Source organism: Pseudomonas sp. B1(2018) (assembly GCF_003097365.1).
Taxonomy (GTDB): Bacteria; Pseudomonadota; Gammaproteobacteria; order Pseudomonadales; family Pseudomonadaceae; genus Aquipseudomonas; species Aquipseudomonas laurylsulfatiphila.
In genome coordinates, this window is record NZ_PYUK01000016.1 from 41,009 (window position 1) to 67,949 (window position 26,941).

General features: G+C 59.8%; 22 protein-coding genes and 1 tRNA gene. 16 read left to right on the forward strand and 7 right to left on the reverse strand.

Annotated features, from left to right (window positions below; translation table 11 throughout):
• The first annotated feature begins 62 nt into the window (after positions 1-62).
• The 7 genes from apaG (at position 63) to C9422_RS22890 (ending at position 8,229) form a co-directional block, all read left to right on the forward strand.
• Entirely contained in the window at positions 63-443 is a 381-nt protein-coding gene (gene apaG / locus C9422_RS22860) for a Co2+/Mg2+ efflux protein ApaG (protein ID WP_007980214.1), read from the forward strand.
• Positions 443-1,324: a symmetrical bis(5'-nucleosyl)-tetraphosphatase gene (locus tag C9422_RS22865; RefSeq protein ID WP_116582249.1), complete on the forward strand. Its 882-nt coding sequence runs from the start codon at positions 443-445 to the stop codon at positions 1,322-1,324. The genes apaG and C9422_RS22865 overlap by 1 nt, the downstream gene beginning before the upstream one ends.
• Before the next feature lie 33 nt (positions 1,325-1,357).
• Entirely contained in the window at positions 1,358-1,687 is a 330-nt protein-coding gene (glpE, locus tag C9422_RS22870) for a thiosulfate sulfurtransferase GlpE (protein WP_116582250.1), read from the forward strand.
• Positions 1,688-1,984: 297 nt separating this feature from the next.
• Complete coding sequence (locus tag C9422_RS22875; protein ID WP_007980217.1) at positions 1,985-3,907, forward strand: PrkA family serine protein kinase; 1,923 nt, start codon at positions 1,985-1,987, stop codon at positions 3,905-3,907.
• 204 nt (positions 3,908-4,111) lie between these two features.
• Complete coding sequence (locus C9422_RS22880; protein WP_007980218.1) at positions 4,112-5,383, forward strand: YeaH/YhbH family protein; 1,272 nt, start codon at positions 4,112-4,114, stop codon at positions 5,381-5,383.
• On the forward strand, positions 5,380-6,942 hold the full coding sequence (locus C9422_RS22885; protein WP_007980219.1) for a SpoVR family protein: 1,563 nt from the start codon (positions 5,380-5,382) through the stop codon (positions 6,940-6,942). The genes C9422_RS22880 and C9422_RS22885 overlap by 4 nt, the downstream gene beginning before the upstream one ends.
• Before the next feature lie 63 nt (positions 6,943-7,005).
• Positions 7,006-8,229 carry a multifunctional CCA addition/repair protein gene (locus C9422_RS22890; protein WP_116582251.1) on the forward strand — a complete coding sequence of 408 codons (1,224 nt, stop codon included), beginning with the start codon at positions 7,006-7,008 and terminating at the stop codon, positions 8,227-8,229.
• A gap of 83 nt (positions 8,230-8,312) precedes the next feature.
• On the opposite strand, the gene folK is transcribed toward C9422_RS22890, so the two are convergent.
• Both folK and folB read right to left on the reverse strand, forming a co-directional pair.
• Positions 8,313-8,831 carry a 2-amino-4-hydroxy-6-hydroxymethyldihydropteridine diphosphokinase gene (gene folK, locus C9422_RS22895; protein WP_116582252.1) on the reverse strand — a complete coding sequence of 173 codons (519 nt, stop codon included), beginning with the start codon at positions 8,829-8,831 and terminating at the stop codon, positions 8,313-8,315.
• Entirely contained in the window at positions 8,822-9,178 is a 357-nt protein-coding gene (gene folB / locus C9422_RS22900; protein ID WP_007980224.1) for a dihydroneopterin aldolase, read from the reverse strand. The genes folK and folB overlap by 10 nt, the downstream gene beginning before the upstream one ends.
• Before the next feature lie 74 nt (positions 9,179-9,252).
• Here folB and plsY point away from each other — a divergent pair, with 74 nt between their 5' ends.
• Positions 9,253-9,822, forward strand: a complete 570-nt coding sequence (gene plsY, locus C9422_RS22905) for a glycerol-3-phosphate 1-O-acyltransferase PlsY (RefSeq protein ID WP_007993197.1) — start codon at positions 9,253-9,255, stop codon at positions 9,820-9,822.
• A gap of 23 nt (positions 9,823-9,845) precedes the next feature.
• Here the strand turns inward: plsY and tsaD are convergent, their stop codons facing one another.
• On the reverse strand, positions 9,846-10,871 hold the full coding sequence (gene tsaD, locus C9422_RS22910; RefSeq protein ID WP_116582253.1) for a tRNA (adenosine(37)-N6)-threonylcarbamoyltransferase complex transferase subunit TsaD: 1,026 nt from the start codon (positions 10,869-10,871) through the stop codon (positions 9,846-9,848).
• Between the two features lie 199 nt (positions 10,872-11,070).
• Between tsaD and rpsU the strand changes: the two genes are divergently transcribed.
• From rpsU to C9422_RS22935, 5 genes are all read left to right on the forward strand, one after another.
• Positions 11,071-11,286, forward strand: coding sequence for a 30S ribosomal protein S21 (gene rpsU, locus C9422_RS22915; protein WP_002551877.1), 216 nt, complete (start codon positions 11,071-11,073; stop codon positions 11,284-11,286).
• Positions 11,287-11,766: 480 nt separating this feature from the next.
• Positions 11,767-13,734, forward strand: coding sequence for a DNA primase (gene dnaG, locus C9422_RS22920; protein ID WP_007980233.1), 1,968 nt, complete (start codon positions 11,767-11,769; stop codon positions 13,732-13,734).
• Positions 13,735-13,801: 67 nt separating this feature from the next.
• On the forward strand, positions 13,802-15,649 hold the full coding sequence (gene rpoD / locus C9422_RS22925) for an RNA polymerase sigma factor RpoD (protein WP_007980239.1): 1,848 nt from the start codon (positions 13,802-13,804) through the stop codon (positions 15,647-15,649).
• 123 nt (positions 15,650-15,772) lie between these two features.
• Positions 15,773-19,519 (forward strand): bifunctional diguanylate cyclase/phosphodiesterase, encoded by a 3,747-nt coding sequence (locus tag C9422_RS22930; protein WP_116582254.1) that lies wholly within the window; start codon positions 15,773-15,775, stop codon positions 19,517-19,519.
• Positions 19,520-19,534: 15 nt separating this feature from the next.
• A tRNA-Ile gene (locus tag C9422_RS22935) sits at positions 19,535-19,611 on the forward strand.
• Positions 19,612-19,684: 73 nt separating this feature from the next.
• Here C9422_RS22935 and C9422_RS22940 read toward each other — a convergent pair.
• Both C9422_RS22940 and C9422_RS22945 read right to left on the reverse strand, forming a co-directional pair.
• The gene (locus tag C9422_RS22940; RefSeq protein ID WP_116582255.1) at positions 19,685-19,990 is read right to left on the reverse strand and encodes an XRE family transcriptional regulator; all 306 of its coding nucleotides are present in this window, start codon (positions 19,988-19,990) and stop codon (positions 19,685-19,687) included.
• A complete protein-coding gene (locus tag C9422_RS22945) occupies positions 19,983-20,348 on the reverse strand; it encodes a type II toxin-antitoxin system RelE/ParE family toxin (protein ID WP_116582256.1) in 366 nt (121 codons plus the stop codon). The genes C9422_RS22940 and C9422_RS22945 overlap by 8 nt, the downstream gene beginning before the upstream one ends.
• 462 nt (positions 20,349-20,810) lie before the next feature.
• On the opposite strand from C9422_RS22945, the gene C9422_RS22950 reads away from it, so the two are divergent.
• On the forward strand, positions 20,811-21,110 hold the full coding sequence (locus C9422_RS22950; protein WP_116582257.1) for a DUF3077 domain-containing protein: 300 nt from the start codon (positions 20,811-20,813) through the stop codon (positions 21,108-21,110).
• A gap of 98 nt (positions 21,111-21,208) precedes the next feature.
• Here C9422_RS22950 and C9422_RS22955 read toward each other — a convergent pair whose 3' ends face one another.
• Complete coding sequence (locus C9422_RS22955) at positions 21,209-21,844, reverse strand: peptidase M41 (RefSeq protein ID WP_116582311.1); 636 nt, start codon at positions 21,842-21,844, stop codon at positions 21,209-21,211.
• Between the two features lie 184 nt (positions 21,845-22,028).
• On the reverse strand, positions 22,029-24,383 hold the full coding sequence (locus tag C9422_RS22960) for a glucose/quinate/shikimate family membrane-bound PQQ-dependent dehydrogenase (RefSeq protein WP_116582258.1): 2,355 nt from the start codon (positions 24,381-24,383) through the stop codon (positions 22,029-22,031).
• A 185-nt stretch (positions 24,384-24,568) separates the two neighbouring features.
• Here C9422_RS22960 and C9422_RS22965 point away from each other — a divergent pair, with 185 nt between their 5' ends.
• Both C9422_RS22965 and C9422_RS22970 read left to right on the forward strand, forming a co-directional pair.
• Positions 24,569-25,030, forward strand: coding sequence for an Lrp/AsnC family transcriptional regulator (locus tag C9422_RS22965; protein ID WP_007980298.1), 462 nt, complete (start codon positions 24,569-24,571; stop codon positions 25,028-25,030).
• Between the two features lie 222 nt (positions 25,031-25,252).
• Positions 25,253-26,935, forward strand: coding sequence for an NAD(P)/FAD-dependent oxidoreductase (locus C9422_RS22970; protein WP_116582259.1), 1,683 nt, complete (start codon positions 25,253-25,255; stop codon positions 26,933-26,935).
• Positions 26,936-26,941: the final 6 nt, after the last annotated feature.

Consider the following 26,941-nt stretch of genomic DNA (forward strand, 5'->3'; position numbering starts at 1 on the left):
TGGCCTAGACTGAAACCCATCAGCTACGCCCCGCGTCCCGCTTCGTTTTTAAGGCCCCTTGCATGTCCGATCCTCGTTATCAGGTCGACGTCAGCGTCGTCACCCGCTATCTGGCAGAACAATCGCAACCCGAGCACGACCGCTTTGCCTTCGCGTACACCATTACCGTGCAAAACAATGGCGAAATGCCCGCCAAACTGCTTTCACGGCACTGGGTCATCACCGATGGTGACGGGCATGTCGAAGAAGTCCGCGGCGCAGGCGTGGTAGGCCAGCAGCCGCTGATCGACCCCGGCAAGAGCCACACCTACAGCAGTGGCACGGTGATGACCACCAAGGTCGGCACCATGCAAGGTACCTATCAGATGCTTTCCGACGACGGCAAACATTTCGATGCCATCATCGCACCCTTCCGCCTGGCGGTGCCGGGAGCCCTGCACTGATGGCAACCTACGCTGTCGGCGACCTGCAAGGCTGCCTTCAGGCCTTGCAATGCCTGCTCAAACAAGTGGCGTTCGACCCTCAACGCGATCGCCTGTGGCTGGTGGGCGACCTGGTCAACCGCGGCCCACAGTCGCTGGAAACCCTGCGCTTCCTCTATAGCATCCGCGAATCGCTGGTGTGCGTGCTCGGCAACCACGACCTGCACCTGCTGGCGGCCGGGCGCAACATCGAACGCCTGAAGAAGGCCGATACCCTGCACGAGATCATTGAAGCGCCGGATAGCGCGGAACTGCTCGAATGGCTGCGCCAGCAAAAGCTCATGCACTACGACGAACAGCGCAACATGGCACTGGTCCATGCCGGCATTCCACCCCAGTGGTCGCTGCGCAAAGCCTTGAAGTGTGCCGCCGAAGTCGAGACCGCCTTGCGTGACGACAACCTGCTGCCGCCCTACCTCGATGGCATGTATGGCAACGATCCGGCGAAATGGGACAATGACCTCAAAGGCGTGACGCGCCTGCGGGTGATCACCAACTATTTCACCCGCATGCGTTTTTGCACCGCCGAAGGCAAACTCGACCTCAAGAGCAAGGAAGGCCTCGATACCGCACCCCCCGGCTACAAACCCTGGTTCCAACACAAGGAGCGCAAGACCAGGGGCCTGAAGATCATCTTCGGTCACTGGGCAGCACTGGAAGGCAATATCAATGAGCCTGGCATCTCGGCCCTCGACACCGGTTGCGTCTGGGGCGGCGCCCTGACCCTGATGAATGTCGACAGCTTTGAGCGCCTGTCCTGCAAATGCGACGAACACGGCCATGCCGTACCGCCAGTCGCCTCATCCATTCCCCAAACATCGCCAGCCAGCGCACCGCGCTAGACTGCCCAATCTGCCGAGCCACAGGAGCCCGCCATGAGCGAATTCAAACGTATCCCCCCGGAACAGGCCCAGGCCCTGCGCGAGCAAGGCGCGGTGGTGGTCGATGTCCGCGACCCGGCCACTTTTGCCGCCCTGCATATCGCAGGCTCGAAGCATCTGGACAATCATTCCCTGCACGCTTTCATCCAGGGCGCCGACCTCGACGCACCGACCGTGGTGGTCTGTTATCACGGCAATTCCAGCCAGGGTGCGGCCGCCTACCTGATCAGCCAGGGCTTCTCCGACGTCTACAGCATGGATGGCGGATTCGAGTTGTGGCGTACGACCTATCCGACGGAAACGGCGCAAGGCACTGCCGAATAATTTTTTTGTAACGTTGCAGGCCCCGGCTCCCGCGGGCTAGCGCGGTGGCAGACGAACGGTCTGCCACAACTAATTACGTATCTCGCCTTTACCTCTCGAATTCCCAACTATCCTTAAGCCCAGGCCATCCAAAACAGGGGAGAGCCGGTACACCGGCGCACGGGTCATCGGGAGTAGCTTTCGGAGTCGTCAGCTCCGGGAGAGTTCTGGGGGGTAAACAGCAATCGCCTGTTCGGTTGCTGCCAGCATCGACTGAGTGATCCGGCGTCGGCTCCACGTATCGAGCGAGGTGACGTCATGAGTATCTTTAGCCACTTCCAACAACGCTTCGAGTCCACACGCCAGGAAGAACTCTCACTGCAAGAGTATCTTGAGCTGTGCAAAAAAGACCGCAGCGCCTACGTTTCCGCCGCCGAGCGTCTACTGCTGGCCATCGGTGAACCGGAACTGCTCGACACCTCGACCAACTCGAGGCTTTCGCGCATCTTCTCCAACAAGGTCATCCGCCGCTATCCGGCCTTTGAAGACTTCCACGGGATGGAAGAATGCATCGACCAGATCGTGTCGTATTTCCGCCACGCCGCTCAAGGCCTGGAAGAGAAGAAACAGATCCTGTACCTGCTCGGCCCTGTCGGTGGCGGTAAATCGTCCCTGGCCGAGAAGCTCAAGCAGCTGATGGAAAAAGTGCCCTTCTACGCGATCAAGGGCTCGCCGGTTTTCGAGTCGCCCCTGGGTCTGTTCAACTCCACCGAAGATGGAGCGATCCTCGAGGAAGACTTTGGCATTCCACGGCGCTACCTCAACACCATCATGTCGCCATGGGCGACCAAGCGCCTGGCCGAATTCGGTGGCGACATCAGCCAGTTCCGCGTGGTGAAACTCTACCCGTCGATCCTCAACCAGATCGCCGTGGCCAAGACCGAGCCTGGTGACGAAAACAACCAGGACATTTCGGCACTGGTGGGCAAGGTCGATATCCGCAAACTGGAGGAGTTCCCACAGAACGACGCCGACGCCTACAGCTATTCGGGCGCCCTCTGCCGGGCCAACCAGGGCCTGATGGAATTCGTCGAAATGTTCAAGGCACCGATCAAGGTGCTGCACCCGTTGCTGACCGCCACCCAGGAAGGCAACTACAACAGTACCGAAGGCCTTGGTGCGATTCCGTTCACCGGGATCCTGCTGGCGCACTCCAACGAATCGGAGTGGCACACCTTCCGCAACAACAAGAACAACGAAGCCTTCATCGACCGGATCTACATCGTCAAAGTGCCGTACTGCCTGCGGGTCAGTGACGAAGTGAAGATCTACGACAAGCTGCTGTTCAACAGTTCGCTGGCCAAGGCGCATTGCGCGCCGGACACCCTGAAGATGCTGGCCCAGTTCACCGTGCTCTCACGCCTTAAAGAGCCGGAAAACTCCAACATCTATTCGAAGATGCGCGTGTACGACGGCGAGAACCTCAAGGACACCGATCCGAAAGCCAAGTCGATCCAGGAGTACCGTGACAACGCCGGTGTCGACGAAGGCATGAACGGCCTCTCGACCCGCTTCGCGTTCAAGATCCTGTCGAAGGTGTTCAACTTCGATCCGCACGAAATTGCCGCCAACCCGGTACATCTGCTCTATGTGCTGGAACAACAGATCGAACAGGAACAGTTCCAGGCCGAGACCCGCGAACGCTATCTGCGCTTCCTCAAGGAGTACCTGGCACCGCGCTACATCGAATTCATCGGCAAGGAGATCCAGACTGCCTACCTCGAGTCCTACAGCGAGTACGGCCAGAACATCTTCGATCGCTACGTGCTGTACGCCGATTTCTGGATCCAGGACCAGGAATACCGCGACCCGGAAACCGGCGAAATCCTCAACCGCGTAGCCCTGAACGAAGAACTGGAGAAAATCGAAAAACCGGCCGGCATCAGCAATCCGAAGGATTTCCGCAACGAAATCGTCAACTTCGTCCTGCGTGCCCGGGCCAACAACAACGGCAAGAACCCGACCTGGCTCAGCTACGAAAAACTGCGGGTGGTCATCGAGAAGAAAATGTTCTCCAACACCGAGGACCTGCTACCGGTCATCAGCTTCAACGCCAAGGCCAGCAAGGAGGACCAGCAAAAACACAACGACTTCGTCACACGGATGGTCGAGCGGGGCTACACCGACAAACAGGTACGACTGCTGTCCGAGTGGTACCTGCGGGTCAGAAAATCACAATAACCCGCTGCCGGTCAGACCGGTTGTCGTCAGCCAGAGACCTGTGTGCGCTTTTTCTGTTACACAGGCCTCTGGAAGGTGTTCGAAAGTCGGTAGCGAGTTCAGGCAGCATCCAAGGCGCTTGGGGGAGCGTTCAATATCCCTCGGCTCTCGGTTCGATGCTGCATCACCGCTCGCCCCTTTCAGGACAGCTTCTAAGGAGCAGTCATGAGCTATGTGATCGACCGACGTCTCAATGGCAAGAACAAGAGCACGGTGAACCGCCAGCGGTTTCTGCGGCGCTACCGTGATCACATTAAAAAGGCTGTCGAAGAGGCGGTCAGCCGGCGCTCCATTACCGATATGGAACACGGCGAACAAATCAGCATTCCCGGCCGCGACATCGACGAGCCGGTGCTTCACCACGGGCGCGGTGGCAAGCAGACGGTCGTGCACCCGGGCAACAAGGAGTTCACCAGTGGCGAACATATCGCCCGCCCACCGGGAGGCGGTGGTGGCCGAGGCCCCGGCAAGGCTGGCAATTCCGGTGAAGGAATGGACGAATTCGTCTTCCAGATCACCCAGGAAGAGTTCCTCGAATTCATGTTCGAGGATCTGGAACTGCCCAACCTGGTCAAACGCAACCTGACCGGCACCGACACCTTCAAGACCGTGCGGGCCGGGATCAGCAACGAGGGCAACCCGTCGCGGATCAACATCATCCGCACCCTGCGCTCAGCCCATGCCCGACGCATCGCCCTGTCCGGCAGCAGCCGAGCAAAACTGCGCGAAGCCAAGGAAGAACTTCTGCGACTCAAGCAGGAAGAACCGGACAACTTCGGCGATATTCAGGAAATCGAAGCTGAAATCGAAAAACTCAGCGCGCGCATTCACCGCGTGCCGTTTCTCGACACGTTCGACCTCAAGTACAACCTGCTCATCAAGCAGCCCAACCCCAGTTCCAAGGCCGTAATGTTCTGCCTGATGGACGTGTCCGGCTCGATGACCCAGGCGACCAAGGACATCGCCAAGCGCTTCTTTATCCTGCTGTACCTGTTTCTCAAGCGTAACTACGACAAGATCGACGTCGTTTTCATCCGCCATCACACCAGTGCCCGCGAAGTGGACGAGGAAGAGTTTTTCTACTCCCGGGAAACCGGCGGCACCATTGTCTCCAGCGCCCTGAAACTGATGCAGGAGATCATGGCCGAGCGCTACCCGAGTAACGAGTGGAACATTTACGCCGCACAGGCCTCCGATGGCGACAACTGGAACGACGATTCCCCGATCTGCCGCGACATCCTGATCAACCAGATCATGCCATTCGTGCAGTACTACACTTACGTTGAGATCACCCCGCGCGAACACCAGGCCCTTTGGTTCGAATACGAGCGCATCGCCGAAGCCTTTTCCGACACGTTTGCCCAGCAACAACTGGTCTCGGCCGGGGATATCTATCCGGTCTTCCGTGAACTCTTCCAGCGCAGGTTAGTGACATGACCGCCAAAGAGCAGAAGCGCCAACCCATTTCCACCGGCTCCGAATGGACGTTCGAGCTGATCCAGGCGTACGACCGCGAAATCAGCCGCATTGCGGCGGGTTACGCCCTCGATACGTACCCGAACCAGATCGAAGTGATCACCGCCGAGCAGATGATGGATGCCTACGCCTCCGTCGGCATGCCTCTGGGTTATCACCACTGGTCCTACGGCAAGCACTTCCTCAGCACTGAAAAATCCTACACCCGCGGCCAGATGGGTCTGGCGTACGAGATCGTGATCAACTCAGACCCGTGCATCGCCTACCTGATGGAAGAAAACACCATCTGCATGCAGGCGCTGGTGGTGGCCCATGCCTGCTACGGGCACAACAGCTTTTTCAAAGGCAATTACCTGTTCCGCACCTGGACCGATGCCAGCTCGATCATCGATTACCTGGTGTTTGCCAAGCAGTACATCATGCAATGCGAGGAGCGCCACGGCATCGACGCAGTCGAGGACCTGCTCGACTCCTGCCATGCGCTGATGAACTATGGCGTCGACCGCTACAAACGCCCCTATCCGATTTCCGCGGAAGAAGAGCGCCGCCGGCAAAAGGACCGGGAAGAGCATTTGCAGAAACAGATCAACGATCTGTGGCGCACCATTCCCAAAGGCGCGGACAAATACAGCGACAAGGACAACGCACGCTTTCCCGCCGAACCTCAGGAAAACATCCTGTATTTCATCGAAAAACATGCGCCGCTGCTGGAACCATGGCAGCGGGAAATCGTGCGCATCGTGCGCAAGATCGCCCAGTATTTTTATCCACAGCGCCAGACCCAGGTGATGAACGAAGGTTGGGCCACCTTCTGGCACTACACCCTGATGAACGATCTGTACGACGAGGGCCTGGTCACCGACGGCTTCATGATGGAGTTCCTGACGTCCCACACCAGTGTGGTGTTCCAGCCGGGCTTTGACAGCCCCTACTACAGCGGCATCAACCCTTACGCCCTGGGGTTTGCCATGTACCGTGACATCCGTCGCATGTGCGAAGAACCCACGGAAGAAGATCGCCGCTGGTTCCCTGACATCGCCGGTACCGACTGGCTGGCAGCCATCAAGTTCGCCATGAGCAGCTTCAAGGATGAGAGCTTCATCCTGCAGTACCTGTCGCCCAAGGTGATCCGCGACCTGAAGCTGTTCAGCATTCTCGATGACGACCAGAAGGACGACCTGCTGGTGCCTGCCATTCACGACGAAGGCGGCTACCGCATCATCCGTGAAACCCTCGCGGCACAGTACAACCTGGGCAATCGCGAGCCTAACGTGCAGATCTACAGCATCGACCGGCGTGGCGACCGTTCCCTGACCCTGCGTCACCAGCAACACGACCGCAAACCGCTGGGCGACTCGACCGAAGAAGTGCTCAAACACCTGCACCGTCTCTGGGGTTTCGACATTCACCTGGAAACCCTGCAAGGGGACACCGTGATGAAAACCCACCATGTGCCGCCCCGAAACGAGCACAGTGAAGGTGATTACGGTCGACTGGACCTGGCTGTCATCCATCTTTGATCCGCTTTGTGCCTCCGAAAGCTCGATGCAAGGGTTATCCTGTCGAGCTAACGGAGGTTTTTTATGCGTATTTATAAAGTCGGCGGCGCGGTACGTGATCGCCTGCTGGGTATACCGGTCACCGATATCGACTGGGTCGTGGTCGGCGCCACCACCGAAGAAATGCTCGCCAAGGGCTTTCGCCCGGTGGGTGCGGATTTCCCGGTGTTCCTTCATCCAAAAAGCGGCGAGGAATACGCCCTCGCCCGCACCGAGCGCAAAAGCGGGCGCGGTTACGGCGGGTTCACGTTTCACGCCAGCCCTGAAGTCACCCTTGAAGAAGACCTGATCCGTCGCGACCTGACCATCAACGCCATGGCCGAAGACGATCAGCAGAACCTGATCGACCCCTACCACGGCCAGCGCGATCTCGAAGCGCGCCTGCTGCGCCATGTTTCCCCGGCGTTTGCCGAGGATCCGCTCAGGGTCCTGCGCGTTGCCCGCTTTGCTGCACGATATGCCGCACTGGGTTTTACCGTTGCCCCGGAAACCCTGGAACTGATGCGTCAACTCAGCGAGTCAGGCGAGCTTGAGGCGCTGACGCCCGAGCGCAGCTGGAAGGAAATCTCCCGCGCCCTGATGGAAGATCAGCCACAGGTGTTTATCGAAGTGTTGCGCGCATGCGGCGCACTCAAGGTGCTGATGCCGGAAGTCGACGCACTGTTCGGCGTCCCGCAGCCCCCGGCCCATCACCCGGAAATCGATACTGGCGCACATACCCTGAGCGTGTTGGAGCAAGCAGCACTGCACAAGCAGCCACTGACCGTGCGCTGGGCCTGCCTGCTGCACGACCTGGGCAAGGGCCTGACGCCAGAGGAGGAGTGGCCGCGGCACATTGCCCATGAGTTCAAAGGCCTGAAGCTGATCAAAGCGGTCAACGAACGCTTCAAGGCGCCGAGAGACTGCCAGGAACTGGCAATGCTGGTAGGCGAGTACCACACCCACGGGCATCGCGCCCTTGAGCTGAAGCCATCGACATTGCTGGAACTGTTGCAAAGCTTCGACGTTTACCGTCGGCCACAGCGGTTCGAGGAGTTCATCGCGGCATGCGAGATGGATGCGCGCGGACGTGAGGGGCTGGAAGAGAGAAGTTATCCACAGGCGGATTATCTGCGCGGGGCTTCGACTGCGGCGCGAACCGTTGCGGTTCAGCCGTTGCTGGAGAAGGGGTTCAAGGGGCCGGAGTTGGGTGAGGCGATCAAGCGTGAGCGGCTCAAGGCGTTGAAGGCCTACAAGGAACAAGTCTAAGCAAGATCAAAAGATCGCAGCCTTCGGCAGCTCCTACACAGGCGTTTCCCTGTAGGAGCTGCCGAAGGCTGCGATCTTTTGCTTTAAAGGAAACCGGACGGGGTCAATTGCTCCCCACGCCACTCAAACGCCACCGGCGCCAACACCTGATCAATCTGCGATTCGGCCCACAACCTGGCGAAATCTTTACCGACACCGGGGTGAACGCGATCCGGCGCGATCAACGACAACGGCCACAAAACGAACGCATTTTTCAGGATTTCTGCCCGCGGCAAGATCAGGCCATCGAAGTTGCCCACCAGGTCGCCGAACAACAACACGTCGATATCCAGCGGCAAACCTCGGCGATCCGGTGCGTAACGACCGTTATCAGCCTCAATGAACTTCAGCCGACGATCAAGCTCCATCAGCGGCAGATCGGTATACGCCGACACCACGAAATTGAAGAACGGACCGCTCTTGATACCCACCGGCTGGCTTTCGAACACTGCCGAACAGCGGATATCGACAAGGAACGCCGCCAATGCATCGAGCCCCGCCCGCAAATGGGTTTCACGCTCGATATTGCTACCGAGCCCGAGGTACACCTGAGTCAGCGACATCCGCGCTCGATCTCCACGCCCACACCACCGGTGGCAGCCGGGACCGCGCCGGGCTTGGTCAACTTCAGACGCACCCAGGTGATCTTGAATTCGCTCATCAGCACTTCAACCAGACGCTCGGCAAAGGTCTCGACCAGTTGGTATTGCGCCTGCTCGGCAAACGCCTGAATGCGCGAAGAAACACTGGCGTAGTCGAGCGCCAGGGTCAGGTCATCACCGGCCGCGGCCGGGCGATTATCCCAGGCGAAGCTCAGGTCAAGACGCAAGCACTGTCGGATGCCTCGCTCCCAGTCGTAGGCACCAATCACCGTGTCGACTTCCAGGCCCTCGATAAACACTCTGTCCAAGCACTTCTCTCCGCTACACGACAAGGGCGCAATGCGCCGTTAGAATCAGGGCTTCCTCGCCCGGAATAGTTAGCATGTTTTGGTTATTGGCGATCCTCGCCTACCTGCTCGGCTCTCTGTCCTTTGCCATTTTGCTCAGCCGCCTGACCGGTAACCCCGATCCGCGAATGAGTGGCTCGGGCAATGCCGGCGCCACCAACATGTTGCGCCTGGCCGGCAAGAAACTCGCCATCCTGACCCTGCTCGGCGACCTTTGCAAAGGCCTGCTGCCGGTACTGATAGCGCGCCTTGCGGGCCTTTCGCAGCAGGAGCAAGCCTGGATCGGCGTCTATGCCGTCATCGGCCATCTGTTTCCGCTGTACTTCCGCTTTCGCGGCGGCAAGGGTGTCGCCACCGCTGCCGGCATGTTGCTGGGACTGTACCCGCCCGCCGCCCTTCTGGCGGTCTGCGCCTGGCTTCTGACGTTCTACCTGACCCGCACCAGCTCCCTGGCCGCCCTGATCGCCACGCCGCTGACCCTGCCTTTGCTGGCCTGGCAAGAACCGGCGGCCCTGCTGCCCATGAGCACGCTCACCGGGCTGATCGTCTGGCGCCACCGCGGCAATCTACGCGACCTGTTTGCCGGGCGCGAACGGCATTTCTAGCGGCCGGACATGAACGCCGCTCATCACAACGCCGACAACTGCTCCATCGGCCAGCGTGCCTGCACGCTGATCGCCAGGCTTTCCTGCTGACCGGCCTGCAAGCGCTGGCAACCGGCAAAGGCGATCATCGCACCGTTATCGGTACAGAACTGCGGACGGGCATAAAACACATCGCCCTTCATATCGCCGAGCATTTTCTCCAGAGAAACGCGCAACGCCTTGTTGGCACTGACGCCCCCGGCGATCACCAGGCGCTTCATGCCGGCGGCTTTAAGGGCACGCTTGCACTTGATGGTCAAAGTCTCCACCACGGCCTGCTGGAACGCCAGTGCGATGTCGCATTGGGCTTGCTCGCCGTCGTCCCCGGCACTGACGCACTGCTGCCAGGTATTCAACGCAAAGGTTTTCAGGCCACTGAAGCTGAAATCCAGACCCGGGCGGTCGCACATCGGACGCGGGAAGACAAAACGCCCTGCAACACCCTGCTCTGCAAGGCGAGCGATCTCCGGTCCGCCCGGATAATTGAGGCCCATCATCTTGGCCGTCTTGTCGAAAGCTTCGCCGGCCGCATCATCCAGGGTCTCGCCCAAGAGCGTGTACTGACCAATTCCGTCGACCTGAACCAGCTGCGTATGACCACCGGAGACCAACAAAGCGACGAACGGGAATTCCGGCGGTTGCGACTCCAGCATCGGTGCCAGCAAGTGGCCTTCCATGTGGTGTACGCCGAGGGCCGGAATACCCCAGGCAAAGGCCAGCGCCTGGGCGCAGGAAGCCCCCACCAGCAAGGCGCCGACCAGGCCAGGACCCGCGGTATAGGCGATGGCGTCGATCTCGGTCGGCACGCAGTCGGCCTCGGCCAACACCTGACGAATCAAGGGCAGCATGCGTTTGACGTGATCGCGCGAGGCCAGCTCCGGCACCACGCCACCATAGGCGCGGTGCAGGTCGATCTGACTGAAAAGCGCATCGGCCAACAGCCCGCGTTCACTGTCATATAATGCGACGCCGGTTTCGTCGCAGGAGGTTTCTAATCCCAGTACTAGCATGGGTTTGCGCCTTGTTTAGGCTGAATTCGAAGGCGCGCATAATAGTCGTCGCAGGATGCCCCGACCAGCGGTTTTCGATCAGAGGCTTTGCATTCCGAGCGATGAGGGGTTAACATCCGCAACCCTTAAAAACCGACGTCTTCAAGTGCTCTTTTGCCGCGAGGATGTTGACCCCGGTAATGAATGAAGGTAGCTCTGGATGCCAGCCGTCAAAGTAAAAGAGAACGAACCCTTCGACGTAGCTCTGCGTCGTTTCAAGCGCTCCTGCGAAAAAGCCGGTGTACTGGCTGAAGTTCGTAGCCGCGAATTTTACGAGAAGCCAACTTCTGAGCGTAAGCGCAAAGCAGCTGCTGCTGTTAAGCGTCACGCCAAGAAAGTTCAGCGCGAACAGCGCCGCGCCGTTCGTCTGTACTAATACACAGACGACCGTAGCAAGCTTCTGCCAAGCCCGGCCCTCAGCCGGGCTTATGGCATTTGCGTAAAACGCTTGATGCTTCACTGTCGAAGCCGCAGACGCGACCGAGACAAATCTGCTTCACCGCGTCAGACCTGGCTCTTTTGCCAGCGGTGCACGTCTTTTCTGACGAGCCTTTCAAGGCTACTGACGAGCACACCCACTGATTCCTCTCACGACGATCAGCCCAAGGCACCTGCTTGCGTGCCGAATGATGAGCTATCCGAGGCCTGTGATTGGCCGCAGCGGATTCAGCGCAACACATTCAAACAGTCGAATACTGATTGGCATTAACGTCAGTGGATTTTCGGCAGATACACTTCCCGACAGCGATTACGCAGACGACACTGGTCGAGCCGCACACTTTGCGCGCCTCAATCAATGCCCGCGTTCGGTCACCGTACGTTTCGGGCTCCTTTCAGCGCAGATGACGAGAACGCCATGGCCGGGCTAATTCCCCAGAGCTTCATTGACGACCTTCTGAACCGCACCGACATCGTCGATGTGGTCAGCTCTCGCCTGCAATTGAAAAAAGCCGGCAAGAACCACACCGCCTGCTGCCCGTTCCACAAGGAAAAGACGCCCTCGTTCAGCGTCAGCCCCGACAAGCAATTCTACTATTGCTTCGGCTGCGGCGCTGGCGGCAACGCCCTCGGCTTCATCATGGACCACGACAACCTGGATTTCGTCCAGGCGGTCGAAGAACTGGCCAAAGCCGCCGGCATGGAAATCCCCCGCGAAGAAAGCGGCCGCCCGCACAAGCCGCGGCAGCCGACCGATTCGCCGCTGTATCCGCTGCTCAGCGCCGCCGCCGACTTTTATCGCCAGGCCTTGAAGAGCCATCCATCGCGCAAGGCCGCCGTGGACTACCTGAAAGGTCGCGGGCTGACGGGCGAAATCGCCCGGGACTTCGGCCTGGGCTTTGCGCCGCCCGGTTGGGACAACCTGTTCAAGCACTTGAGCAGCGATACCCTGCAGCAAAAAGCCATGATCGATGCCGGCCTGCTGATCGAAAACGCCGAAAGCGGCAAACGTTACGACCGCTTCCGCGACCGAGTGATGTTCCCGATCCGCGACAGCCGCGGGCGCGTCATCGCCTTTGGCGGCCGCGTATTGGGCGACGACAAGCCGAAGTACCTCAACTCCCCGGAAACCCCGGTGTTCCATAAGGGCCAGGAACTCTACGGCCTGTACGAAGCGCGCAAGACCAACCGCAACCTCGACGAGATCATCGTCGTCGAGGGCTACATGGACGTCATCGCCCTGGCCCAGCAAGGCCTGCGCAATGCCGTCGCGACCCTGGGTACCGCCACCAGCGAAGAGCACCTCAAGCGGCTGTTTCGCGTCGTGCCCAGCGTGCTGTTCTGCTTCGACGGCGATCAGGCCGGTCGCAATGCGGCCTGGCGGGCACTGGAGGCGACACTTTCGAGCTTGCAGGACGGTCGTCGTGCACGTTTTCTGTTCCTGCCCGAGGGCGAGGATCCGGACACCCTGGTCCGCTCCGAAGGCACCGACGCCTTCCGCGCACGGATCAACCAGCACGCACAACCTCTGGCCGATTACTTCTTCCAGCAATTGACGGAAGAAGCCGACCCGCGCTCGCTCGAAGGCAAGGCCCACATGGCCACCCTCGCCGCACCGCTGATCGACAAAGTCCCGGGCGCCAACCTGCGCACCCTGATGCGTCAGCGCCTGAGCGAAATCACCGGCCTGAGCGGCGAAGCGGTGAGCCAGCTGGCACAAAGCGCCCCGCAGGAAGCACCGCCGGCCTACGATCCGGGCATCGATTACGACGCGATGCCCGATTACAGCGACTATCATCAGCCGCAGGCACAGGACATGTATGTGCCGCAGCAGGAATGGACGCCAAAGAAACCCGGTGCAGGAGGCAAGAAATGGGACAAGAAACCGTGGGACAAGAATGGCAAACGGGGCGGTGATCGCGATCAACCCCGCGCGCCACGAGTGCCCGCCGCCGTAGAACCGCCGACCCTCGCCGCCTTGCGCACGCTGCTGCATCACCCGCAACTGGCCGAGAAAGTCGAGGATGCCGGGCACTTCGCCGCCGAGGATCACACCAACACACAATTGCTGGTGGCGCTGCTCGAAGCCGTGCAGAAGAATCCCAAGCTAAACTCAATTCAGCTGATTGCCCGCTGGCACGGCACAGAGCAGGGCCGCTTGCTCAAGGCCCTGGCGGAAAAGGAATGGCTGATTGATGGAGACAACCTTGAACAACAGTTTTTCGACACCATTACTAGCTTGTCAGCCCGCCAACGCGAGCGAAACCTGGAACAACTTCTTCGAAAAGCACGTCAAAGTGAATTGAGTACCGAAGAGAAAAACCAACTGCGCGACCTTTTAAGTCGCAATGTTTCCGCATCAAACCCGACCTCAACTGGCGCGTGAGGTCATAGCTCAGGTATAATCCTCGGCTTGTTTTTTGCCCGCCAAGACCTTCAGTGGATAGGGTGTTATGTCCGGAAAAGCGCAACAGCAGTCTCGTATCAAAGAGTTGATCACACTTGGTCGTGAGCAGGGCTACCTGACTTACGCGGAGGTCAACGACCACCTGCCGGAGGATATTTCAGATCCGGAACAGGTGGAAGACATCATCCGCATGATCAATGACATGGGGATCAACGTATTCGAGGTTGCGCCAGATAAGGATTCCCTTATGCTGGCCGACGCCGATACCGACGAAGCCGCAGCCGAAGAGGCCGCTGCAGCGTTGGCTGCGGTCGAGACCGACATTGGTCGCACTACCGACCCGGTGCGCATGTACATGCGCGAAATGGGTACGGTGGAGCTCCTCACGCGTGAAGGCGAAATTGAAATCGCCAAGCGTATTGAAGAGGGCATCCGTGAGGTGATGAGCGCCATCGCGCACTTCCCTGGCACGGTTGATCATATTCTCTCCGAGTACACCCGCGTCACCACCGAAGGTGGCCGCCTGTCCGACGTCCTGAGCGGTTATATCGACCCGGACGACGGCATCGCGCCGCCTGCGGCAGAAGTGCCGCCACCGATTGACGCGAAAGCCGTCAAGGCGGATGACGACACCGACGACGAAGACGGTGAAGCCTCGGATGACGAGGAAGAAGCCGAAAGCGGTCCGGATCCGATCATCGCCGCCCAGCGTTTTGGCGCTGTGGCCGATCAGATGGAAATCACCCGCAAGGCGCTGAAAAAGCACGGTCGTCACAACAAGGCAGCGATTGCCGAGTTGCTGGCCCTGGCCGACCTGTTCATGCCGATCAAACTGGTACCGAAGCAATTCGAAGCCCTGGTCGAGCGTGTTCGCAGTGCCCTGGATCGCCTGCGTCAGCAAGAGCGTGCAATCATGCAGCTCTGCGTTCGTGATGCGCGCATGCCGCGTGCCGACTTCCTGCGCCAGTTCCCGGGCAACGAAGTCGACGAAAGCTGGAGTGACGCCCTGGCCAAAGGCAAAAGCAAATACGCTGAAGCCATTGGTCGTCTGCAGCCGGACATCGTCCGTTGCCAGCAGAAGCTGACCGCGCTGGAAACCGAAACCGGTTTGACCATCGCCGAGATCAAGGACATCAACCGTCGCATGTCGATCGGTGAGGCCAAGGCCCGCCGCGCGAAGAAAGAGATGGTTGAAGCCAACTTGCGTCTGGTGATCTCGATCGCCAAGAAGTACACCAACCGCGGCCTGCAGTTCCTCGATCTGATCCAGGAAGGCAACATCGGCTTGATGAAAGCGGTAGACAAGTTCGAATACCGTCGCGGCTACAAATTCTCGACTTATGCCACCTGGTGGATCCGTCAGGCGATCACTCGCTCGATCGCCGACCAGGCCCGCACCATCCGTATTCCGGTGCACATGATCGAGACGATCAACAAGCTCAACCGCATTTCCCGGCAGATGCTGCAGGAAATGGGTCGCGAACCGACCCCGGAAGAGCTGGGCGAACGCATGGAAATGCCTGAGGACAAGATCCGCAAGGTATTGAAGATCGCTAAAGAGCCGATCTCCATGGAAACGCCGATCGGTGATGACGAAGACTCCCATCTGGGTGACTTCATCGAAGACTCGACCATGCAGTCGCCAATCGATGTTGCAACCGTTGAGAGCCTGAAAGAAGCGACTCGCGAAGTGCTGTCCGGCCTCACTGCCCGTGAAGCCAAGGTACTGCGCATGCGTTTCGGTATCGACATGAATACCGACCACACCCTCGAAGAGGTTGGTAAGCAGTTTGACGTGACCCGTGAGCGGATTCGTCAGATCGAAGCCAAGGCGTTGCGCAAGCTGCGCCACCCGACGAGAAGCGAGCATCTACGCTCCTTCCTCGACGAGTAATCACAAAACCCCCGGCCTAGGCCGGGGGTTTTGTTTTATGGCAGATTAATATCTCCACACCTCCCCTCCGCCCTGTAGCCCGTCTACACTCGAAACATTCCCCAGAGCCATAACGAGACCGTTATGCCCAGACTGCCGACCGTGCTTTTTTTGCTGTCGCTCATGACCTGGACCGCAACGGCTGGCGCGCTGACTCTAACTGAGGATGAACGTAGCTGGCTGGCGGCTCACCCGGACTTGCGCCTGGGTGTCGATGCATCGTGGCCGCCCTTCGAGTTTCGCGACGATGAGGGCCGCTACCAGGGCCTTGCCGCGGATTACATCGAGGTTATTCGCCAAAGGCTGAAAACCCGGCTCACGCCCATCGAGCCGGTGAGCTGGACCGCCGTCCTGGAACAAGCCAAAAAGAGCAAAATCGACCTGCTGCCGGGCATCATGTCGACCCCTGAACGCCAGAAATACCTGTCGTTCACCCGCCCCTATCTGGATTTTCCGATCGTCATCCTGGCCCATGTCAGGGGCGCCCAGCCACACAACCTGCAAGACCTGTATGGCCTGAAAATCGCCGTGGTGGAAAACTACGCCCCCCACGAACTGCTGCGCACCCACAATCCCGACCTGAACCTGGTGGCGATGCCCAATGTCAGTTCGACGTTACAGGCGCTGGCCACCGGTGCAGTGGATGCGGTGGTGGGCGATCTGGCGTCCAGCGTCTGGAGCCTGCGTCAGCTCAAGCTCGACGGGCTGTATGTCAGCGGTGAAACCCCCTATCGCTATCAACTGGCCATGGCAGTACCCCGCGACAACGCAATCCTCGTCGGCATTCTCGACAAAGTCCTGGCGGATATGAGCCCCGCCGAAATCAGCGCCATTCAGGAGCATTGGGTCGGCAACGTCATTGATCATCGAACTTTCTGGAATGACCTGCTGGTGTATGGCCTGCCCGGGTTGCTGCTGCTGACCCTGGTGCTGGCGGCGGTTATCCGCATCAACCGCCGCTTGAGTTCGGAAATCGCCCGCCGGGTCGATCTTGAACAGGAACTGCGCAGCAGCGAGTACCACTATCGCGGCCTGGTAGAGAGCCTGTCGGCCATCGCCTGGGAGGCAAGGGTCACCGACTACACCTACAGCTATGTATCGCCCCACGCCGAAGATCTTCTTGGCTATCCCCTCTCCCATTGGCTGATTCCAGGCTTCTGGCGCAACATCATTCACCCCGCCGACCTGATTCGTGCCCAGACTTTCTGCGATCACGAAGTGCTGGCCGGACGCGATCACCGCCTCGATTACCGGGTGATTACCGCCGACGGGCGCTGCCTGTGGGTGCGCGACATCGTCAGCCTGATCGAGCATGGGCATGAGCCGGTGATGCGCGGGTTGATGATCGACATCACCGACGCCAAGCGCACCGAAGAAGCGCTGCGCCTGTCGGAACAGAAATTCGCTTCCGTGTTCCAGCAATGCCCTGACATTCTGGTGATCGCCCGCCTGAGCGACGGTTGCCTGCTGGAGGTCAACGAAGCGTTCGAAGAACAGATCGGCCTCAAGGCCGAGGACGTCATTGGACTGACCGCCACCGACCTGAACATCTGGGGGATTCCCGGCGTTGGTCCGGGTCTGTTGCAACGCTTGCAGGCCGGCAGCATCCGCAACCTGGAAATGCCCTTCCGTCGCAGCAACGGCCAGGTGTTCACCGGGCTGATCTCCGCCGAACCGTTCGACCTCGACATGACACCGGCGCTGGTGGTCGTGGTGCGGGACATCACCCAGCTCAAGGAAACCCAGCAACAACTGCAAACGTCCGAAGAGAAGTTCGCCAAGGCTTTCCATGCGTCCCCCGACGGCCTGCTGCTGTCGCGGCAAAGTGACGGCTTGCTGATGGAGGTTAACGAGGGTTTCAGTCGCATCACCGGATTCAACAGCGCCATGTCGGTGGATCGTTCGGTGCTGGACCTGGGGATCTGGGTCAATCTCAATGAACGCAAACAAATGCTCGACCTGCTGCATCGGGACGGTTTTGTCCGCGACTTCAGTTGCCATATCCGCCGCAGCGACGGGCAGATCCGCCTCTGTGAAGTGTCCAGCCGTCCGCTGCCGATCGGCGATGACGACTGCATGCTGACCATCGCCCGGGACATCACCGAGCGGCACCTGATGCAGGAAAAACTGCAACAAGCCGCGACCGTGTTCGAAAGCACCGCCGAAGGCGTGTTGATTACCGATACCCAACAGCACATCAGTGCGGTCAACCGTGCTTTCACCGAAATCACCGGTTACAGCGAAAGCGAAGCGCTGGGCCACACGCCACGGCTGCTTGCTTCGGGCTTGCATGACAGCGCGTTCTACGCGGCCATGTGGCATCAATTGACTGCCGAAGGTCATTGGCAGGGCGAGATTTCCAATCGGCGCAAAAATGGCGAGCTGTACCCGAGCTGGCTGACCATCAGCGCCGTGCGCAACCGTGACAAGTTCATCACCCACTTTGTCGCGGTATTCGCCGACATCTCCAGCCTCAAGCATGCCCAGGCCAAGCTCGACTACCAGGCGCACCACGACCCGCTGACCGGCCTGCCGAACCGCACGCTGTTCGAAAACCGCTTGCTGATGGCACTCAACAACCAGCAGGAGAACGGCGGCCAGGGCGCCGTGCTGTTCCTTGACCTTGACCGCTTCAAGCACATCAACGACAGCCTCGGCCACCCGGTGGGCGACCTGCTGCTCAAGGGCATTGCCGTACGTCTCAAGGAGCAGTTGCGGGACATCGATACCGTGGCACGCCTGGGCGGTGACGAGTTCATTATCCTGCTGCCGGGCCTGCAACAATCCAGTGATGCCGACAACATCGCCACCAAATTGCTCAATTGTTTCGCCGCGCCGTTCCAGGCCGGCGAACACGAGTTTTTCATCAGCTCCAGCATCGGCACCAGCCTCTATCCCAAGGATGGCTGCGACGTTGCCACGCTGATCAAAAACGCCGACGCGGCGATGTACCGCTCCAAGGCCAAGGGCCGCAACCGCGTCGAAAGCTACACCCGCGACCTCACCGCCCAGGCCAGCGAACGCGTGGCGCTGGAACACGAACTGCGCCGCGCCATCGAGCGCAACGAATTGCACCTGTGCTACCAACCGAAAATCAGCCTCGACGACTACAGCCTGGTCGGCGCCGAAGCCCTGATCCGCTGGCGCCACCCGACCTTTGGCGACGTGCCGCGAGAACACTTCATCCCGCTGGCTGAAGAAAACGGCATGATCCTGCAAATCGGTGACTGGGTCCTGGAAACCGCCTGCCGGCAGATGGCCGAATGGCACCGCCAGTACGAAAGCCCCGGCCCGTTGTCGGTCAACCTTGCCGGCGCCCAATTGCGCCAGCCCAACCTGCTGGGCCGCATCGAACAGTTACTCAAGGACAACGGCCTCAACCCCGGATTCCTGCAACTGGAAATCACCGAAAACTTCATCATGAGCCAGGCCGAAGAAGCGCTGGCGGTGCTGCATCAACTCAAACATCTGGGCGTGCAACTGGCCATCGATGACTTCGGCACCGGCTACTCGTCCCTGAGCTATCTCAAGCGCCTGCCGCTGGACATCCTCAAGATCGACCAGTCCTTCGTCCGCGGCCTGCCGGACGACCCCCACGATGCGGCGATCGTACGCGCCATCATCGCCCTCGGGCGCAGCATGCAATTCACCGTGATCGCCGAAGGCGTCGAGACCCAGGCGCAACAGCAATTCCTCGCCGCCGAGGGCTGCGAACAGATCCAGGGCTACATCGTCAGCCTGCCCTTGCCCGCCGACGAATTCGCCGCGACGTTTCTTCGTACAACCGTAATGGCTTTTTCGGATAGCACAGCCGCGAAACCGTCGCTATAATCCGCGACCTACTGAGGGCCTATAGCTCAGTTGGTTAGAGCAGAGGACTCATAATCCTTTGGTCCACGGTTCAAGTCCGTGTGGGCCCACCAAACAAGAAAGCCGCGCATTGCGCGGCTTTTGCGTGTCTGACAGATCGGTTTTTGCGGAGACGTTTTTATCGCCTCAATGGGCAAAGTTCTCGATCTTCACCTGTCCGTCGGGAAAGGTTGCGATGATCTCCAGCTCGCCACCCATGGCGCGGATGTAATTGCGCAGCGTACTGATGTACATGTCGGTTCGTCGCTCCATCCTGGAAATTGCCGCCTGATTGACATGTAGCGCCTTGGCCAAGGTCTCCTGGCTCAGCTCCTGGGCCTTACGCAACTCGTGCAGAGGCATTTCTTTAAGATGCTGTTGGAACTGCCGCTCTGCGTCAGCGCGAGATTCCGGCGTCATTCGAGCTTGGAGCTCAGCAAATTTCTTAGCCATCGTTGCGGCCCTCATTACGCAGTGTTTCCAAATGTTCGTCATACAAGTTATCCGCCAGCGGGACATGCTCGTCGTACCAGCGGTCTTGACCGGTTTTGTCCCCGCCGATCAACAGTAGAGCGCATCGACGAGGATCAAACGCATACAACACACGATAAGGCCTTCCCGCATGCTGGACCCGCAGCTCTCGCAGATTGCCATGTCGCGAGCCTTTGATGTCGCTGCTATGGGGAAAACGCAGGCCTGGCCCAAAGAGCTCCAGCAGATCGACGCTGGCCGAGACAGAAGCCTGTTCCTTTGCATCCAGCCCCTCCCACCAGCCTCCAAATTGATCGGTGTACTCAACATCCCAGCCCATGCAATATGCCACCCAAGGAATATGACCTCAAGGGAATAACTCTATGGGTTTGAGCGGCCGTCCGACCACCCCCTGTTTCTTGCTGAATTGTTAATGACAGTTTCCAGCCACGCCTGAACGTTGAGTCCTGGACACACTTGCTTGATCAAAATATCGGATGACGCCTTAGGACCTTGTAGGCAAACTCCGAATCTTGCTGTTGGGCACTTTGCCGCCTTGTTGCGCTTTTCTTCGACGGGATAGTCTCCGGACGTCGCTGAGCATTCAGCGATCGGGCTTGGAAACCCGACGAAATTAGACGCAACAGATTGCCCACCTCAATTTCGAGTTATGGCGGCTGTGCGTGGGACGTCCCTGGGCGTGCCGGTTTCCTAGTTTCCCGGTTTTCCAACCTGCGCACAGCTGCCACCCATTCGCTTGGAAACGAATGTGACAGCTCCTTAAAAAATTAGGAGTTTGAACATGAGCACATCCGCACCTTCAGAACTTAAAACCGTTGGCTTCACACCCTTCCTGTTTCTCTCGGACCAACCACTGTTCCACGTCTGTCGAGACGTCCCCATCGCCGACGCCCTGGCCCAAGCCTCCGACCTGCTGTTCCTCGCAAAGTCCCTCACCGTGGACGCTGCCTACACCCAAGACTCCGACCGCCACGCCTGGGCCGCGCACTACCTGACAACGATGAGCAAAGCAGTGATTGATGATGTGGTGAAGGTGCTGACGCGACGGCCTGCCGGAGCAAGCAAGGACGCGAACCGATGAACCTGTAGGAGCGAGCTTGCTCGCGAAGAAATCACAGGCGACGCTAACTGTCTGGTTTCTCGCGTTATCGTTCACGACCTTCGCGAGCAAGCTCGCTCCTACAATGTATGTACGCGCTGCTCGGGCCAGATCCGTTCAAGCGCCTCACCCGTCAACACCACCTCATACGTATCCGCCGCCCGCCCCCATTGCTCCACAAGAGCCATCCCGTCCACCAGCGCCGCAGCCAATTCGGCAATCGTCTCAGCCTGATCCTCGATGATTTTTTGCGTCCGAACCCACACCCGATCCGTCATCGCTTTAAGCTGCGCCGTTATGCGCTCGCTCGACGCTGGGTCGGTATCGGGGTAGACGATGTTGCGCAGCAGATGCTGAAGCTCTCTGATTTTTGCGTAGTCCTGCTCCGCCCCCTGCTCGCCTTTGAGGATGGCGGTGGCTTTGGGCTTATCGACGCGTTTGGCGGCTGATGATTTTGAAGGCAGTGTCTGCGCCATGGCGCCCGCCAGGAGCACCATCATCCGGGCTTCCAGATGTTCCTTCATGGCTTCTATCGACGAAATAGGGCGCACCAGCGTAATGGAGGCCCCCCCCTGGTGTCGTAAATCCCTGGTCACGGTCAGGGTCACGCCGCCCGTTTCAAAGCCCAGGGCGCGGGCCACCACGTAGTGCCCCATTTCGTGATTGGCGATCTGCAATGCGCGGTCGCGTACAGCGGCAGGCAGGTTCATCGTCATGTCCATTGCCTCGGATCCTTCGTTCTCGCATTCGACTACGAGTGACGGTCGCTGTCCATCCTGTCGCCCCGCACAATCATGTAGGAGCGAGCTTGCTCGCGATGGACTTGAACACGCCGCGTCCATTCAGACAGCACGCGTTATCGTTAACGTCCATCGCGAGCAAGCTCGCTCCTACGTCACCTTATTTGGGCAAAGCGTAGGCAATCACATAATCCCCACGATCCGTCGACTGACGCGCACCGCCGACCGTCAGCAGGATGTACTGCCTGCCGGTTTTCGGTGAAACGTAGGTCATCGGCCCGGACTGGCTGCCCACCGGCAGGCGCGATTTCCAGATTTCGTTGCCGTTGCCGGTGTCGAAGGCGCGCAGGTAGAAGTCCTGGGTACCGGCGAAGAACAGCAGGCCCGACTGGGTGGCGAGCGATGCGCCGAGGGTCGGCATGCCGATCGGAATCGGCAGGTGCATGCGGATGCCCAGCGGGCCGGTGTCCTGTACGGTGCCTACCGGAACTTGCCACATCAGTTTGTGGGTCTTGAGGTCGATGGCGGACATGGTGCCGAACGGTGGTTTCTGGCACGGGATGCCGACCGCCGAGAGGAAGCGCTCGCGCATGGCGCCGAACGGTGTGCCTTCCTGCGGCACCACGCCCATTTCGATGCCGCTGGCCCCGGCTTTGATCTTGTCGCGCGGGATCATGTAGTTGGCCAGACCCAAGCGCATGTCGTTGACGAACATGTAGTTGGTGTTCGGATCAACCGAGACACTGCCCCAGTTCATGCCGCCCAACGAACCCGGGAATTGCAGGGCGCGGTCCATGCCCGGCGGGGTGTAGACGCCCTCGTGGCGCATGCCTTTGAACTGGATGCGGCACATCAACTGGTCAAACGGCGTGGCGCCCCACATGTCGGATTCGGTCAGGGTCTTGTTGCCGATTGAAGGCATGTCGACCGAGAACGGTTGCGTCTGTGAGTAGCGTTCGCCGGGAACCTTGCCTTGCGGCACCGGGCGCTCTTCGACGCGGGCAATCGGCACGCCGGTTTCGCGGTTGAGCAGGAAGATCTCGCCCTGCTTGGTGACTTGCGCCAGGGCTGGCTGGGTGCCGCCCTTGTCGTCCGGCACGTCGTACAGCAGCGGTTGCGCCGGCAGGTCAAAATCCCACAGGTCGTGGTGAGTGGTCTGGAAGTGCCAGCGCACCTGACCGGTCTTCACATCGATGGCGACGATGGACGAGTTCCACTTGTCGTCGAACTCGGTGCGTTGCCCGCCGAAGAAGTCTGGTGTCGCGTTGCCGGTCGGCAAGTAGACCAGACCAAGCTTGGCGTCGTAGGACATGGCCGACCACACGTTCGGCGTGCCACGGGTGTAAGTCTCACCGGCCGGCGGACGTTTGGTGGTGTTCGGATTGCCCGGATCCCACGCCCACACCAGTTCACCGCTGCGCACGTCGTAGGCACGCACCACGCCCGGCGGTTCGCCGGTGGAGTAGTTGTCGGCCACGCGGCCACCGACGATCACCACGTCCCCTGCGACCAATGGGGTCGAGGTTTGCTGGTAGTAACCGGGCTTCACTTCGCCCATGTCGGTGGTCAGGTCGACGGTGCCCTGGTTGCCGAACTCTTCGCAGGGCTTGCCGGTGTCGGCGTTGATGGCGATCAGACGGACATCGCCGGTCGGCAGAAACAGACGTTTCGTACAGGCGGTTGGCTGATTGTCCGAAGACGCCGGGGTTTCGGAATAGCCCAGGCCGCGGCAGCGCTGCCAGTTGGGCGCGGTGCCTTGCGGGTCGAACTTCCAGCGCTGGGTGCCGGTGTCGGCATCCAGGGCGAAGACTTTGCCGTAGGCGGTGCAGGTGTAGACCGTGTCACCGATTTGCAGCGGGGTGTTCTGGTCTTCGGCGCCGGCACCGGTGCTTTGCGGGATATCACCGGTGCGGAAAGTCCAGGCAACCTGCAACTTGTCGATGTTGCCCTTGTTGATCTGGTCCAGCGCGGCAAAGCGGTTGCCGGCGGTGGTGTTGCCCCAGTGCGCCCAGTCTTTCTGCTCGGTGCCCGGCAGGACCGGCGTGACCGCAGGTTCAACGGAGGCCTTGACCACGTGGGTCGGCACGAACATGTAGGCCATCGTCGCCACAACGCCCACACCCAGAATGCTGGCCAGACCGTAGGCGCCACGCCCACCGGTCGCGCCCGAAGCGCGGACCAGGGTCGGATAGATCAGCGCCACCACCAGACCGATCACGGCGAAGGTCAGCACCCGCGAGACCAGCGGCCAGTATTCGAGGCCCGCATCCCACAGGGCCCAGATCGCGGTGAGGACCAGCGCCACACCATACAGCCAGGCGCCCAGCGGCTTGCGATGGGCAATCAACAGGCCGGCCACCAGCATGGCCAGGCCCATCAGCAGGAAATACCAGCTGCCACCCAGCGCAATCAGATAGCCGCCGCCACCCGCCAGGCCGAGCCCGATCAGTGCAATCAGCACACCCAGCCCCGCCAGCAACCATTTGCTGCCGGCGGCAGCCCCAGAATTGTTCATGTCGGACATTTTCCCCATTTGTGACAAGGGCGGAATAATGTACCAACTGGTTACTTATGGCAATTTGTCGCAGGCAGAAATGTCATGAACGGTACGGAGGCCAGATCAGGGATCCGTCGCGAGCGTCGTACAGAATCTGCCTGTAACATGCTTGCGCACTGATCCATGCCGCTGGAGATAACCCTTTGCCTGACACTCGCCCACCCGTTCTCGACGAAATCGACCGCCAGTTGATTGCCGCCCTGCAGATCAATGCTCGCGAGAGTGTGGCCATGCTCGCCCGGCAACTGGGCATCGCCCGCACCACCGTCACCTCGCGCCTGGCGCGGCTGGAAAAGGCCAAAGTGATCACCGGCTACGGCGTGCGCCTCGGACAGCGGGTAGTGGATGGCGGGTTGCAGGCGTATGTCGGGATCACGGTGCAACCCCGTTCCGGCAAGGAGGTGTTGCGCCGCCTGAGCGCGATGGCGCAGGTACAGCAGTTGTGTGCGGTGAGTGGCGAATTTGATTATGTGGCGTGGTTGCGCACTGATTCGCCGGAACAGCTGGATCAGTTGCTGGATCAGATTGGCAGTGTGGATGGGGTGGAGAAGACCACGACGTCGATCATCTTGAGCAGCAAGATTGATCGGGGGCAGCCGGTTTGACTTTTCAGGCCTGGGTTCATCGGTGACTGAACTGGCGCTATCGCGAGCAAGCTCGCTCCCACAGTGGTCAGTGTGTACATCGATATCGTCATATTGACCAATAAAATGGCAAAACGACGACACTTTGCGTCTTATTAACGTGTTCTGTGCTCTCTAAAATGACCGGCATCTTTTCCTATACTCAGATGCGCATTCCGCGTCGGGTCGCCAGCAAGGTCAGCCATGAACAAGAACAATCGCCATCCTGCAGACGGTAAAAAACCAATCACCATTTTCGGCCCGGACTTTCCCTTCGCCTTCGACGACTGGATTGAACACCCGGCCGGGCTGGGCAGCATTCCCGAGCACAATCACGGTGCCGAAGTGGCGATTGTCGGCGGCGGGATTGCCGGTCTGGTGGCCGCGTATGAGCTAATGAAACTGGGGCTGAAACCGGTCGTCTACGAAGCCTCTAAAATGGGTGGCCGTCTGCGCTCCCAGGCATTCAACGGTGCCGAAGGCATCGTGGCCGAACTGGGTGGCATGCGCTTTCCGGTGTCGTCCACCGCGTTCTATCACTACGTCGACAAGCTCGGCCTGGAAACCAAACCGTTCCCCAACCCGCTGACGCCTGCATCGGGCAGCACGGTCATCGACCTCGAAGGCCAGACCCATTACGCACAGAAGCTGTCGGACCTTCCTACGCTGTTCCAGGAAGTGGCTGACGCCTGGGCCGACGCCCTGGAAGCCGGTTCCCAGTTCTCGGATATCCAGCAAGCCATTCGCGACCGCGACGTGCCGCGCCTCAAGGAACTGTGGAACACCCTGGTGCCACTGTGGGACGACCGCACCTTCTATGACTTCGTCGCCACCTCCAAGGCGTTCGCCAAGCTGTCGTTCCATCACCGCGAAGTGTTCGGCCAGGTCGGTTTCGGTACCGGCGGCTGGGATTCGGACTTCCCGAACTCAATGCTGGAAATCTTCCGCGTGGTGATGACCAACTGCGACGATCACCAGCACCTGGTGGTCGGTGGCGTGGAACAGGTGCCACAAGGCATCTGGCGCCATGTGCCGGAGCGTTGCGCGCACTGGCCGGCCGGCACCAGCCTCAGCTCCCTGCACAGCGGCGCACCACGCACCGGCGTGAAGAAGATTGCCCACGCGCCGGGCGGTCGTTTCGCCGTCACCGACAACTGGGGCGACACCCGCGAATACGCCGCCGTGTTGACCACCTGCCAGAGCTGGCTGCTGACCACCCAGATCGAATGCGACGAAACCCTGTTCTCGCAAAAGATGTGGATGGCCCTGGATCGCACCCGCTACATGCAATCGTCGAAAACCTTCGTGATGGTCGACCGCCCGTTCTGGAAGGACAAGGATCCGGAAACCGGCCGCGACCTGATGAGCATGACCCTCACCGATCGCCTGACCCGTGGCACCTACCTGTTCGACAACGGCGACGACAAGCCAGGGGTGATTTGCCTGTCGTACTCGTGGATGAGCGACGCGCTGAAAATGCTCCCGCACCCGGTGGAAAAACGCGTGAAACTGGCGCTGGATGCACTGAAGAAGATCTACCCGAAAGTCGACATCGCCGCACGGATCATTGGCGATCCGATCACCGTGTCCTGGGAAGCCGACCCGCATTTCCTCGGCGCGTTCAAAGGCGCCCTGCCCGGTCACTACCGCTACAACCAGCGCATGTACGCGCACTTCATGCAGGACGACATGCCGGCAGAACAGCGCGGGATCTTCATTGCCGGTGACGACGTTTCGTGGACGCCAGCCTGGGTTGAGGGCGCGGTACAGACCTCACTCAACGCAGTGTGGGGCATCATGAAACACTTCGGCGGTGCAACTCACGCCGAGAATCCGGGTCCAGGAGATGTATTCAACGAGATCGGACCGATCGCCCTGCCCGAGTAAGAGGAA